The 14,244-nt window shown below is 36.7% G+C and carries 14 protein-coding genes; 8 read left to right on the top strand and 6 right to left on the bottom strand.

The window, feature by feature from the left end:
* Positions 1-61: 61 nt before the first annotated feature.
* From ACU1LP_RS07875 to ilvD, 5 genes are all read right to left on the bottom strand, one after another.
* Positions 62-613 (bottom strand): hypothetical protein, encoded by a 552-nt coding sequence (locus ACU1LP_RS07875; protein WP_445732129.1) that lies wholly within the window; start codon positions 611-613, stop codon positions 62-64.
* A gap of 156 nt (positions 614-769) precedes the next feature.
* Entirely contained in the window at positions 770-2,245 is a 1,476-nt protein-coding gene (gene ilvC, locus ACU1LP_RS07870) for a ketol-acid reductoisomerase (protein ID WP_445735994.1), read from the bottom strand.
* A gap of 15 nt (positions 2,246-2,260) precedes the next feature.
* Entirely contained in the window at positions 2,261-2,794 is a 534-nt protein-coding gene (gene ilvN, locus ACU1LP_RS07865; protein WP_445735993.1) for an acetolactate synthase small subunit, read from the bottom strand.
* A 222-nt stretch (positions 2,795-3,016) separates the two neighbouring features.
* Entirely contained in the window at positions 3,017-4,750 is a 1,734-nt protein-coding gene (gene ilvB / locus ACU1LP_RS07860) for a biosynthetic-type acetolactate synthase large subunit (RefSeq protein ID WP_445735992.1), read from the bottom strand.
* Between the two features lie 41 nt (positions 4,751-4,791).
* Positions 4,792-6,477 carry a dihydroxy-acid dehydratase gene (gene ilvD / locus ACU1LP_RS07855; protein ID WP_445732133.1) on the bottom strand — a complete coding sequence of 562 codons (1,686 nt, stop codon included), beginning with the start codon at positions 6,475-6,477 and terminating at the stop codon, positions 4,792-4,794.
* A gap of 802 nt (positions 6,478-7,279) precedes the next feature.
* Between ilvD and metK the strand changes: the two genes are divergently transcribed.
* The 8 genes from metK (at position 7,280) to lspA (ending at position 13,508) form a co-directional block, all read left to right on the top strand.
* Complete coding sequence (metK, locus tag ACU1LP_RS07850) at positions 7,280-8,533, top strand: methionine adenosyltransferase (protein WP_445732134.1); 1,254 nt, start codon at positions 7,280-7,282, stop codon at positions 8,531-8,533.
* A 135-nt stretch (positions 8,534-8,668) separates the two neighbouring features.
* On the top strand, positions 8,669-8,890 hold the full coding sequence (locus ACU1LP_RS07845) for a hypothetical protein (RefSeq protein ID WP_445733657.1): 222 nt from the start codon (positions 8,669-8,671) through the stop codon (positions 8,888-8,890).
* A 393-nt stretch (positions 8,891-9,283) separates the two neighbouring features.
* Positions 9,284-9,547 (top strand): type II toxin-antitoxin system RelE/ParE family toxin, encoded by a 264-nt coding sequence (locus ACU1LP_RS07840; protein ID WP_445733659.1) that lies wholly within the window; start codon positions 9,284-9,286, stop codon positions 9,545-9,547.
* Positions 9,547-9,852, top strand: a complete 306-nt coding sequence (locus tag ACU1LP_RS07835; protein WP_445732136.1) for a helix-turn-helix transcriptional regulator — start codon at positions 9,547-9,549, stop codon at positions 9,850-9,852. The genes ACU1LP_RS07840 and ACU1LP_RS07835 overlap by 1 nt, the downstream gene beginning before the upstream one ends.
* 93 nt (positions 9,853-9,945) lie before the next feature.
* Positions 9,946-11,502, top strand: coding sequence for an NAD(P)/FAD-dependent oxidoreductase (locus ACU1LP_RS07830; protein WP_445733656.1), 1,557 nt, complete (start codon positions 9,946-9,948; stop codon positions 11,500-11,502).
* An 11-nt stretch (positions 11,503-11,513) separates the two neighbouring features.
* Positions 11,514-12,074 (top strand): sugar O-acetyltransferase, encoded by a 561-nt coding sequence (locus tag ACU1LP_RS07825; RefSeq protein WP_445733655.1) that lies wholly within the window; start codon positions 11,514-11,516, stop codon positions 12,072-12,074.
* 41 nt (positions 12,075-12,115) lie between these two features.
* Positions 12,116-12,997: an ACP S-malonyltransferase gene (gene fabD / locus ACU1LP_RS07820; RefSeq protein WP_445735991.1), complete on the top strand. Its 882-nt coding sequence runs from the start codon at positions 12,116-12,118 to the stop codon at positions 12,995-12,997.
* 7 nt (positions 12,998-13,004) lie between these two features.
* Entirely contained in the window at positions 13,005-13,508 is a 504-nt protein-coding gene (lspA, locus tag ACU1LP_RS07815) for a signal peptidase II (RefSeq protein WP_445735013.1), read from the top strand.
* A gap of 94 nt (positions 13,509-13,602) precedes the next feature.
* On the opposite strand, the gene ACU1LP_RS07810 is transcribed toward lspA, so the two are convergent.
* Positions 13,603-14,151, bottom strand: a complete 549-nt coding sequence (locus ACU1LP_RS07810; protein WP_445732140.1) for a hypothetical protein — start codon at positions 14,149-14,151, stop codon at positions 13,603-13,605.
* Between the last annotated feature and the right edge of the window lie 93 nt (positions 14,152-14,244).

The following is a 14,244-nucleotide window of genomic DNA, read 5'->3' as shown; positions in this document are numbered from 1 at the left end:
AAAAGATTTCCCAAGTAGGTAAGAACCACACAATTATTTTTTAACGGTGTGCGCATAGTGTTTATTCATATTTTTCAGGGCTCACATTTATTTTTAAAACGAACTCTCCGTTTTTATCTTTATAATTATAAATCATGGTAATTCTATTTTCTCGATAAAGTGTCATGTCGGGGTTAGTTTTCATATTATTGACCACATTTGGCTCAATGAAATTTTTCATTTCATCAATATCAATATCTTGTTTTTCTAAATTTATTAATGTGTAATTGTATACAAATACATTATTAGGCATAGCCATTGTATTGTCAAGTCTAGTATTTTGGTCAACCATTACGGGACAGGATTTGTTTATTTCGCTAGCTGTTTCAACCATTACTTTGTCAAGTGATGGTTTCTTGAAAAAAAAATACTGAACAGCTAAAAACGATAGTACAAATGCAATTATACCGACTAATTTTGGATAGATATTTTTCTTACTTTCGGTTTTTCTTTGAGATTCTATATTATCTAAAATTTTAGGTTCTGTTTTAGGTAGTTCAAATCCACATCCAGAGCAATATTTTGCGATTTTATCATTGCTTATTCCGCAATTATTACAAATCTTTTCTTCCATATCATATTAAGTTTACTTTAATTTTATTGTTGATTTTTTTATTACTGGCAACTTAAATATATATCTACAAAATTTAACACATAATTTGATTTTAAAACCTAAAAAAAGACCTCACAGGTTTTTAAAAACTGTGAGGTCTAATATATATTGTTTACTTTATACTATCGGCTTCATAGCCTTCATAGACGCTCTTAAAAAACTACCTACTTTTTCAACGGGATGGTCTCTTAATGCTTTGTTTACAGCAATTAATTTGGCATTATCTACGGCTTTACCATTGTCTTTGGCATAGGCTTTACCAATAACATCGGTATCGATTTTCTTCATGAAATCTGCCAATAACGGTTTACATGCATGATCGAATAAGTAACAACCATACTCCGCAGTATCAGAAATAACACTGTTCATTTCATATAATTTACGTCTTGCAATGGTGTTCGCAATCAATGGTGTTTCGTGTAACGACTCGTAGTAAGCCGATGCATCAATGATTCCAGAATCGGTCATCGCTTCAAAAGCCAATTCAACGCCTGCACGTACCATAGCAACCATTAACACACCGTTATCGTAGTATTCTTGTTCTGAAATTTCAACGTTTCCTGCTGGGGTTTTTTCAAACGCAGTTTCGGCTGTGGCAGCGCGCCATCCTAATAAATCTTTATCGTTATTTGCCCAATCTGCCATCATGCCGCTAGAAAAACGTCCTTCCATAATATCGTCCATGTGTTTTTGGAATAATGGACGCATGATGTCCTTTAATTCTTCCGACAGTTCAAAAGCCTTAATTTTTGCAGGATTGGAAAGTCGGTCCATCATATTGGTTATACCGCCATATTTAAGACCTTCGGTAACGGTTTCCCAACCGTATTGAATTAATTTTGAAGCATATCCGGCATCAATACCTTTTTCAATCATTTTATCGAAACAAAGAATGGAACCTGTTTGTAACAACCCACAAAGTATGGTTTGCTCGCCCATTAAATCTGATTTTACCTCAGCAACAAAAGACGATGCCAATACACCCGCTTTATCGCCACCCGTTGCTGCTGCATAGGCTTTTGCTTGCGCCCAACCTTTTCCTTCGGGATCATTTTCTTCGTGAACCGCAATTAACGTTGGCACACCAAAACCTCTCTTGTATTCTTCCCTTACTTCAGTTCCCGGGCATTTAGGCGCCACCATAATAACGGTTAAGTCTTTACGGATTTGAGTACCTTCCTCAACAATATTGAAACCGTGGGAATAGGATAAAGTCGCTCCTTTTTTCATTAAAGGCATTATAGCTTTTACTACACTTGTATGTTGTTTGTCCGGTGTTAAGTTTAACACTAAATCTGCTGTTGGAATCAACGCTTCGTAAGTGCCCACTTTAAAACCGTTTTCTGATGCATTTACATAAGATTTACGTTTTTCTGCAATGGCTTCCGCACGTAAAGCATACGAAATATCCAATCCGGAATCTCTCATGTTCAACCCTTGGTTAAGGCCTTGCGCACCACATCCTACAATCACTATTTTTTTGCCTTTTAGTGCATTGACGCCATCTTCAAATTCAGATGCGTCCATGAATCTACATTTTGATAATTGGTTTAGCTTATCTCTTAACGACAGTGTGTTAAAATAATTTCCCATTTTTAATTTTAATTATTATTGATTATTGAATGCCTTAAGCATTTCGGTTACTTTCATTTCATCTTTAGTGACTGCAATGCGCCCTGAACGCACAAATTGCATGATGCCAAATACGTTTAAATCGCGACGCAAGGACTCGATTTCGTTTCTTCTACCCGATTTTTCAAGTACAAAAAACTCTTTATTTACCGTAACAATTCTTGTATTGCTTTCTTTTATGATGTTTTGGATTTGAGGTTCTTCAAACAACAACTCCGATTTGATTTTAAACATACAGGATTCTTGATAAATGGTCTGATCGTCTGTATGATAATAAGCGCGAATCACTTCCACTTGTTTTTCAAACTGGCCGACAATTTTTTTGGCATTTGCTTCGGATATATTCACAACAATTACAAAACGATTAACGCCTTCAATCTCTGACTGCGACGTTGTTAAGCTTTCAATATTGATATGTCTGCGCTGAAAAATAGCAGAGATACGATTTAATAAACCGATGTTGTTTTCGGTATAAATTGAAATCGTGAATGTTTTTATTTCTTCGTTCATATTTCTTTATGATGATAGAAAATAGATGATAGAAAATAGACTGTGTCAACAATGCTACAAGTTCATTTTCAAAAATTTACATCTTTTTTCTCTGTTCTTTATTCTATATTCTTTTTTCTTTATTCTATATTCTTTATTCTATATTCTTTTTTCTTTATTCTATATTCTTTTTTCTTTATTCTTTTTTCTCTATTCTATTAGTCTAATCTCTATATTCTATTTTTAGCATAAACGTACATCCGAAACCGATGCTCCCGATGGAATCATTGGAAATACATTATCTTCTTTTTCCACACAAACCTCAAGGAAATAGGATTCTTTTGATGCTATCATTTCTTTAATGGCATGTGCTAATTCCTCGCGTTTTGTAACACGTTTACTTTCTATATAATACCCTTTGGCAATGGCAACAAAATCTGGATTTGTCATTTCGGTAGATGCGTAACGCTTATCGAAAAACAATTGTTGCCATTGGCGTACCATACCTAAAAACCCGTTATTTAAAACCACCACTTTTACAGCCGCTTTTTGTTGAAAAATAGTGCCCAATTCCTGGATATTCATCTGGAAGCCACCATCGCCAATAATGGCAACCACTTCTCTATCCGGAGCGGCCATTTTAGCGCCAATAGCAGCTGGCAACGCAAACCCCATGGTGCCCAAACCGCCGGAAGTAATGTTACTTTTAGTCGTTGTAAACTCGGCATATCTGCACGCGATCATTTGATGCTGACCAACATCGGATACAATGGCCGCATTTCCTTTGGTCTCCAAATTTATTTGTTTTATTACCTCCCCCATGGTTAAACCTTCTTTGGTGGGAGTAAGATCTTCTTTTATCACTTTATCAAATTCAATGGCGTACAAATCCTTGAATTTTTGTAACCAATTGGTATGTGTGTTTTTATTTAATAATGGCAATAATTTAGCTAAACTGTCTTTGGAATTGCCTATGACCGCTACATCTGTTTTCACATTTTTATTAATTTCAGAAGGATCAATATCAAAATGAATGATTTTGGCCTGTTTTGCATAAGTGTTTAAACTTCCAGTTACACGGTCGTCAAAGCGCATACCGATGGCAATAAGCACATCACATTCATTAGTCAATTTATTAGGTGCATAATTACCGTGCATGCCTACCATGCCCACATTTAATGGATGTGAAGTTGGCAACGCAGAAGCACCTAGAATAGTCCACGCCGCTGGAATTCCGGCTTTTTCCACAACAGCTTTTAACTCATTTTCAGCTTGCCCTAAAATAACCCCTTGACCCCAAACAATAAATGGTTTTTTGGCACCATTAATCAATTCAGCAGCAGCCGAAACAGCTTCTGGTTTGGTTTTTGGAATGGGAACATAACTTCTTATCCCCGTACATTTTTCATATTTAAAATCCAGTTCGCCAAATTGGGCGTCCTTGGTAATATCGACTAACACCGGTCCTGGGCGTCCACTTTTAGCAATATAAAATGCTTTGGCAATGACACTTGGAATATCTTCAGCTTTTGTAATTTGATGATTCCATTTTGTAACAGGCGTAGAAATGCCAACAATATCGGTTTCTTGAAACGCATCGCTTCCCAATAAATGTGAAGGCACTTGACCTGTAATACAAACAATGGGCGTTGAATCTATTTGTGCATCGGCAATTCCTGTAATAAGGTTGGTTGCACCTGGACCTGATGTTGCAATGGCGACCCCCACTCTACCAGAAATACGCGCATACCCTTGTGCCGCATGGGCTGCACCTTGTTCATGACGCGTTAGTACGTGATGGATTTGGTCTCTAAATTTATATAATTCATCATAAACCGGCATGATGGCACCACCAGGATATCCATAAAGTATATCAACCCCTTCTGCCATTAAGCATCTTATAATGGCTTCGCTTCCTGTAATCCGCATGGTTTCTTGTGCCACTTCCTGTTTTTTAGTTACTGTTTGTGTGTTCATAATCTCAACTTAAATTAATGAGATTCCTTCTTGCGAAGGAATTATTCCCCATCGGTAATACAGCCTTTGGAAGCTGAAGATACCGATTTGGCATATTTATATAAAATTCCTTTTTTGTGTTTTAACGCTGGTGCAACCCATTGTGCTTTTCTTTTGGCTAATTCTTCTTCAGAAATCAGCACATTAATAGTATTATCTTCTGCGCTAATTCTAATGGTATCACCAGTTTTAAGCAGCCCTATGGTACCGCCTTCTTGTGCTTCGGGTGTAATATGACCTACCACAAAACCATGTGTGCCTCCAGAAAAACGTCCGTCAGTAATTAAAGCGACTGTTTTTCCTAAACCGGCTCCCATAATCAGTGAGGTTGGTTTTAACATTTCTGGCATGCCTGGACCTCCTTTTGGTCCTACATAACGAATCACTACTACATCGCCCTTTTCTACTTCGCCGTTTGCAATACCTGTATTGGCAGCTTGTTCGCCATCATAAACCACTGCTTTTCCTTCAAACAACAAACCTTCATTACCAGAGATTTTCGCAACAGCACCTTCTTCAGCAAGATTACCATACAATATTTGAAGATTTCCAGACGATTTTAAGGCTTTATCTTTCGGATAAATAACATCTTGCTCCCCATCAAACGACAATGGTTCCACATCTTTTAAATTTTCCGCTAAGGTTTTTCCTGTTACGGTTAAACAATCGCCATGTAGATAGCCATTATCCAATAAATATTTCATGACGGCAGGGGTTCCGCCAACGCCGTGAACATCTTCCATTAAATATTTTCCAGACGGTTTTAAGTCGGCAATTAACGGGGTTCTATCACTAACACGTTGAAAATCCTCTAATGTAAACTCAATATCGGCAGCATGTGCAATGGCCAAGAAATGCAATACCGCATTTGTCGATCCGCCTAAAGCGTTTACCAATGCAATGGCATTTTCAATGGATTTTTTGGAAATAATATCCAATGGTTTTAAATCCAGTTCCAAAAGTTTTTTAATAGCGATGGCCGTGCGTTCACTTTCTGATAATTTATTCGGATTTTCAGCAGGAATAGAAGAGTTGTACGGCAATGCAAAACCCATACATTCTATAGCAGAGGCCATCGTATTTGCCGTGTACATACCACCGCAAGCACCAGCACCTGGTATCGCTCTCTTTATAATTTCCCTATATTCATCATCGTCAATTTCCCCAGCCATTTTTTGACCTAAAGCTTCAAAAGCCGATACAATATTGAGTTTTCTTCCTTTGTATTTTCCGGATGCAATGGTACCGCCGTACATCATGATGGACGGGCGGTTTAAACGCAACATGGCAATCACAGCTCCCGGCATATTTTTATCACAACCAACCACCGATATAAGCGCATCATAACTTTGTGCATTCATAACAGTTTCGATAGAATCTGCAATAATATCTCGAGATGCCAATGAGTAATTCATCCCAGAAGTCCCCATAGAAATACCATCGCTAACTCCAATAGTATTAAATCCTAAAGCCACTAAACCGGTTATCTTGCATTCAATTTTAACCTCGGCAGCTAAATTGTTCAAGTGCATGTTACATGGATTGCCATCATAACCCGTACTCGCAATGCCTACTTGGGCTTTTTGCATGTCTTCATCCGTTAAACCTACGGCGTACAACATGGCTTGTGATGCAGGTTGCGATATATCTTGTGTTAATCTACTACTGTGTTTATTCAGTTTATTCATTTTTAATATGGAAAATTTTATGCTTTATTTTATTGTACTAAATCTTATAAGGATTTTATGGTTTTCATTAAAAAACGCTTCAATCCTTAAAATAATGCTCGAAATTAAATTTTTACTAAATAAATTATAGTGCTCTTTATAAATCAAGGTTAAATCCATTAGGTTTAAAAATATTTTAACATATTGTTATCCAGCATTTTAAACGATTGTTTTTATGATGTCCAAAACACTCAAAATAATCACGAACTCATTTAAACTTTTTCAACTGGCTAAAAAATTATCCTTTTGCACCCATATTTTGTCTTTTTTTAGTTCCGTAGCGATGCTATGCAACAAAAAAAAGCCTTCAACTGGTCACAAAATGATTAATTTTCGCATCAATCAAAAAAGTTTAAATGAGTTCATTAAAAAAAGCCTTCCGTTTTTGGAAGGCTTATAAATTTATCATGTTAATATATAAATAGCCTTCCTATCGATACAAAATAATCACAACAACGTTGATAGAAATGCTATTTAAAATTTGTTTCTTCATAATTAAAGAGCAAATGTTGAAAAATAAAATGTAACTGCCAATTTATTAGTTAAAAAAATAAAAAACTATTTGCTTTCTCTTTTATTTTTTTACTTTTGTGCAACAATTAACAGAGGAAAGATTTGACTGATTGCAACCTCTTTGTACTGAACTTATTTCTTTATCATCTTTAAAAGATACTGAAACAAGTTCAACACAAACAAAAATGCTAAAGGCAGTGCAAACTTCCTTCGACTTTATCGTCAAATCTTGCCCATAATATAAAATTAAATGGCATATTTATTTACTTCGGAAAGTGTTTCTGAAGGACACCCCGACAAAGTAGCAGATCAAATTAGTGATGCTTTAATCGATAACTTTTTAGCATTCGACAAAGACTCGAAAGTAGCTTGCGAAACACTTGTTACAACAGGACAAGTCATTTTAGCTGGCGAGGTAAAATCGACCACCTATTTAGATGTTCAAAAAATTGCCAGAGATACCATTAACAAAATTGGCTATACCAAAGGCGAATACATGTTTGATGGAAATTCTTGTGGTGTATTGTCCGCAATCCATGAGCAATCAGACGACATAAACCGTGGTGTTGATAGAGCAAGCAAAGAACTACAAGGTGCTGGCGACCAAGGAATGATGTTTGGTTACGCCACCAACGAAACCGAAAATTTTATGCCATTGGCGTTAGATTTATCGCATCGAATATTAAGAGAACTTGCCGATTTACGTCGCGAAAATAAAACAATTCCGTATTTAAGGCCCGATTCTAAAAGTCAGGTAACCATTGAGTATAGCGATGATAATATTCCGCAACGCATTGATGCCATCGTGGTTTCTACGCAACATGATGATTTTGCCGATGATGATACCATGCTTGCAAAAATCAGAAAAGATATTGTAGAGATTTTAATACCGCGTGTGGCGGCAAAATTACCTGAAAGTATTCAGGCGTTATTTAACAGCGACATTAAATACCATATAAACCCAACAGGTAAATTCGTAATTGGTGGGCCACATGGCGACACCGGACTTACAGGTCGAAAAATCATTGTAGATACTTATGGTGGAAAAGGGGCCCATGGTGGTGGTGCTTTTTCAGGAAAAGACCCAAGCAAAGTAGATAGAAGTGCAGCTTATGCTACGCGCCATATTGCGAAAAATTTGGTGGCGGCAGGAGTTGCCGATGAAGTTTTGGTACAAGTAAGTTATGCCATTGGAGTGGTAGAACCTATGGGAATTTTTATTGATACGTATGGCACCTGCCCTTTTAATTTGACCGATGGTGAAATAGCTGAAAAAGTGTCTGGAATTTTCGATATGCGCCCGTATGCTATTGAAGAACGTTTAAAATTACGTGCCCCTATTTATAGTGAAACGGCAGCTTACGGACACATGGGACGTAAAAACGAAACCGTTACCAAAACATTCAATCAGCCAAATGGTGAAAATATCACTTTAGATGTTGAATTATTTACTTGGGAAAAATTGGATTATGTTGATAAAGTGAAAGCAGCTTTTGGGTTGTAATGCTTTAGTTTTTAATAAAATTTTAAAAGCTCTGTAATTTTTTATGGGGCTTTTTAATTTTATGTTGTTCAAGATTATAGTCGAAAAACCAGATTCCATTTGAAATTTCTTATTTTTGTTATAAATCGCTTAATCATGGATATACAAGCTGAAAAATTAGAATTAATGAAGTTGTTGTTAAATACCAACAACCCTTCCATACTGCAGTCCATGAAAAATATTCTAAAGAAAGATAAAACTTCTGATTTCTGGGACGAATTGACTGCTGAACAACAACAAGAAATCAACAATGCCGATAGCGAAATTAACAGAGGCGAAACAGTTGATTATACCACTTTTATGGCTTCTCACAGGTAATGGAAAGAACCATCATTCTTTCTAAAACGGCTGAAAGAAAACTTAATAAATTATTGGAATATCTTTATTGCAATACCTTCTTGAAGCAGGGAATCAAAAAGTCAAAAACCTTGAAAGAATGAGAGCGTTTTATCAGGTGTATGGAAAATCGTCAACACTGTTGTCGAAATATAAAAACAACAAATCGCAAACACTATCTGCCGAAACCATTTCCGAAACAGCATCTCGGAAATTAGAAAATGAAAACATCGGACAAAATCATATTTTAAAAACTTGCATAATGATAACTTTTAAGTTAACTTTGCGTAATGAATTCTCAAAGGCAAATAATTTTTCATAAATACTATTTTACCGATTTCTATTTGAAAACAGACCGAAAAAGTACAAAGTAAAATTGATTATGTTTTTAAGATTTTACGTACCGTTCATAATGTTCCGAAAAAATTCCTCGACCATATGAAGGGAACTGACGGACTTTATGAAATACGAGTTGAATTTGAAAGCAATATTTACAGAATATTTTGTTGTTTTGACAAAGGAAATTTAGTAGTTCTATTTAATGGATTTCAAAAAAAATCTCAAAAAACACCAAAAAAAGAAATTGATTTGGCCTTAAAACTCAAAGATGAATATTTTAACTCAAATAAGAAAAAGTAATGAACAATGAAAACATACGAAATGCTAAAAACTTTGATGAGTTATTAGACATTAAATACGGAAAAATAGGCTCTGAAAATCGAGATGATTTTGAAGAGAAAGCACAGTATTTTGTTATAAGCGAAATGTTGAAGGAGGCACGAAAAGAAGCCAACATGACACAAGAACAACTTGCAGAAAAGATTGGCACAAAAAAAAGTTATATTTCACGACTTGAAAACGGAAAATGTGATATTCAACTTTCTACACTTTACAGAATATTTGAATTTGGACTTGGAAAACGAATAAATTTAATTTTCGGATAACCTATAAAAAAAGCCAACAAAGTGTATAAAAATTAAACAAACTCAAAAAATATTATTTTCACTCCCTGTCCCAAATTTCCCTAATTTTGCCACATGGTAAAAGAATTACAGCTTCGTGTAAGCCTTAAAGAAGAAGAACGCAGCAATATTTTAGTTATAAAATCGGCGCACGCCCTAGATATTGACAAAGAAGATATTACAGGCGTAAAAGTGTTGCGTAAATCTATCGATGCCCGAAAACCTACCATTGTTTTCAATTATAAAGTGGCTGTGTATGTTCGGGAAGTGTTGCCAAAAACATCGGAATATCAATTTAATTATAAAGATGTTTCCAAAGCGAAACCCATCCATATTATTGGTTTTGGTCCTGCGGGTATGTATGCCGCTTTGCGCTGTATTGAACTCGGTTTTAAACCCATTGTGTTGGAGCGTGGTAAAAATGTAAAAGACCGCCGTCGCGATTTAAAAGCCATTAACCAAGACCATTTTGTAAATGAAGATTCCAACTATTGCTTTGGCGAAGGTGGCGCAGGCACCTATAGCGATGGTAAACTCTACACCCGAAGCCTAAAACGTGGCGATGTACGCCGTATTTTTGAAAATTTGGTTTTTCATGGGGCTACCGACCAAATTCTGGTGGATGCACACCCACATATCGGGACAAATAAATTACCCAAAGTAGTGCAAAACATTCGGGAAACGATTTTAAAGCACGGTGGCGACATTTATTTTGAAACCCGTGTTACCGATTTCATAATAAAAAACAACAAAATGCAGGCTATCCAACTGCAAAACGGCAATGAAATGCCTGCAAATCGGGTTATTTTAGCAACTGGACATTCGGCACGCGATATTTTTTATTTACTGCATAAAAAGGAAATAGCATTGGAAGCCAAATCGTTTGCTATGGGTGTTCGGGTGGAACATCCGCAGCATATAATCGATGGGATTCAATACCATTGCAGTGGCGAGCGCCATGCCCTTTTACCAGCTGCTTCATACAGTTTGGTGCAACAAGTGAATGACCGTGGCGTGTATTCATTTTGTATGTGCCCTGGCGGATTTATCGTGCCTGCCGCTACGGCAAATGGCGAAGTGGTGGTAAACGGGATGTCGCCATCAAAACGAAATAACTTATTTGCCAATTCTGGTATTGTGGTTGAAATTGATGTAAATAGGGATTTACCAAAATACGAGCATTTTGGCGCATTAAAAGGCTTGGAATATCAAAAAAACTTGGAACGTATGGCCTTCACTGCTGGCGGAAGAAGTCAGTCGGCACCTGCACAACGTTTAACCGATTTTGTTGAAGGCAGATTATCCGCAGATTTGAACCCAACGTCTTATCAACCGGGATTAAACTCGGCACCTTTACATTCGTTGTTGCCAAAATTAATAGGCAGCAGATTGCGAAAAGGCTTTGAGGCATTCGGTCAAAAAATGAAAGGCTATTACACCGCCGAAGCCAATGTTGTTGGGGTAGAATCCAGAACGTCGTCGCCCGTTTCTATTCCAAGAAATGAACATTTAGAACATCCGCAAATTGAAGGCTTGTTTCCTTGTGGTGAAGGCGGTGGTTATGCAGGCGGCATTGTTTCGGCTGCTATGGATGGCGAACGTTGTGCGGAAGCTGCCATAAAAAACTTATAACAAATAAATTTATGACTGAAAGGGAAAAAATGCTATCAGGAATCTTGTATAGCCCAACAGACCCGGAATTAATGAAAGAACGCCATAAGGTGCGTTTGTTGTTTCATAAATTCAATCATTTAAGTGAAGAACATTTAGAGGAACGTCAAAAAATACTCTATCAAATATTTGAAAATACTGGCGAAAATCTATTTGTAGAACCCCCTTTTCATTGCGATTATGGCAGCAATATTAAAGTCGGAAACAATGTGTTCATGAATTTTAACTGCTGTATTTTAGATGTTGCAGAAGTCACCATTGGCAATAATTGCATGTTCGCACCGCATGTTCAAATTTATACGGCTACGCATCCACTGGAATTTAAAGCCCGAAACAGCGGCAAAGAGCTGGCTAAACCCATCACGATAGGAAACAATGTTTGGATAGGCGGCAATGCCACCATTTGCCCAGGCGTTACTTTGGGCAATAACGTGGTAGTGGCTGCTGGTGCGGTAGTTACCAGAAGTTTCCCAGACAATGTGGTTATTGGTGGCAATCCTGCAAAAATTATTAAAACCATCGATAATCACTAAATTTATAATTCTTATTTTTGCTCAACAAAATTAACCATCATATGAACGCATACATATTTCCGGGTCAAGGCGCACAATTCACAGGAATGGGTCTAGACCTTTATAAAAACTCGCCTTTGGCACAAGAGTTATTTGAAAAAGCAAACAATATTTTAGGGTTTCACATCACAGACATTATGTTTGAAGGTTCTGCGGAAGACTTAAAACAAACCAAAGTAACACAACCTGCCATATTTTTACACTCGGTAATTTTAGCAAAAACCTTGGGCGACAGCTTTAAGCCTGACATGGTTGCTGGCCACTCGCTTGGGGAGTTTTCGGCATTGGTTGCCAATGGTGCTTTAACTTTTGAAGATGGCTTGAAATTGGTGTCGCAACGTGCCATGGCCATGCAAAAAGCCTGCGAATTACAACCAAGCACCATGGCTGCGGTTTTAGGATTGGACGATGCCATTGTTGAAAAAGTATGTGCTGAAACCGAAGGCATTGTAGTTGCCGCCAATTATAACTGCCCCGGCCAATTAGTGATTTCGGGTGATGTTGAAGCCATCAATAGAGCGTGCGAAGCTATGAAAGCCGCTGGAGCCAAACGTGCCTTGGTATTACCTGTTGGTGGTGCTTTTCATTCCCCATTAATGGAACCTGCACGTGAAGAATTGGCGGCCGCTATTGAAAATACAACATTTGGCAAACCAAACTGCCCCATTTATCAAAATGTAACTGCCCGTGCGGTAATTAGCGAAAGTGACATTAAAAAGAATTTGATATTACAATTAACTGCCCCTGTACGGTGGACGCAATCCGTACAACAAATGATAGCGGACGGTGCTACCTTTTTTACTGAAGTAGGCCCAGGAAACGTGCTACAAGGTTTAGTAAAAAAGATTGACAGGGAAGCCCAAACCGCTTCGGCAACTTTATAAATTATACATGAAGCTATCTAAACGTTCGTTATACATCATCGTGGTTATTGTTGCCACTATTGCGGTCGATCAAATTTCAAAAGTACTGGTCAGAAACAATATTCAACCGCGTACCGAGATCCATCCCGGAGAACGCATTTCATTAATTGGCGATGCTTTTATAATGATGAATGTTGAAAACTCGGGGGCTTTTTTAGGTATGGGAAGCGATTTGAATCCTACATTAAGAATCATTCTTTTGCTTATCTTACCTATACTGGTTTTAGGCTTTGTATTGAGGTATATTTTAAAAGATAAATCGTTGGATAACTGGTCGCTTTTTGCCTTTGCAAGTATTATTGGTGGCGGTGTTGCCAATGTTTACGACCGCATAGTTTACGGTTCGGTAACCGATTTTTTCTTTATCGATTTAGGAGGTATGTTTAGAACGGGAATTTTTAATATGGCGGATTTATCGGTAACAACTGGGATGATTATATTGGTGTTTGTTAGTTTTGGGAAGAAGAAATAAGAGTTGTAAAGAAATGTTTGTCGCTTAGATTTTTAGTAGAATAGATACGACTAAATTAACAGATTAAAATTATAGAATTTGGTGGAGTATTCAGTTATTTTATTAATCGAAATGATTCCATAAAAGTGTCCGTGTTTTTGTCATTTTCTCCAATATATGTAACAATATAAACTCTATTTCCGTTTCTAAATAATTTTCCTGCTATATAGCCTTTGCCTCCTTTGTCAACTAAATATTTTTTAAGTGCAAAAACAAAATGCAAACCCTTTAAACCGTTTTGTTGTATGGGTTCTTGAAACTCTAGCTTAAATGAATCAGCCATTTTATTTGCAAAATTCGTTACTCCCTGTGAATATATTTGCTCGTCAGTCATTGACTTAATCATATATTCTGGATAATCGTTGTACTCAATAGAAAAGACTTTATTTGGACCTAACGAAGTTCTAAATAAATGTATTTGAAATTTGTCAAGTCCAATTTGATTGTCAATGGCAGTATAGCCTGGTTTGATTGGGAAAGCTGCAATAAAATTTCCGCTTTTAGATGCAAATTCACCAGATTTTGTTTTATAAATATCATCATTTTCATTTCCACAAGAAATGAAAGTCAGCATTGTAAAAATTAGAATAAGTCTCTTAGCCATTATTGGGTTTTTATAAAACCTTAAATCCGCAAGCGATTAATTTGCTATTTTAAACATTTATTTTATGTGGTAAAAGTAATCTTTTCGGATAAT

It is taken from the genome of Mariniflexile sp. (assembly GCF_052728615.1).
Note: the sequence above shows the minus strand (reverse complement) of the source record. Positions and strands in the feature narration are given on the sequence as shown.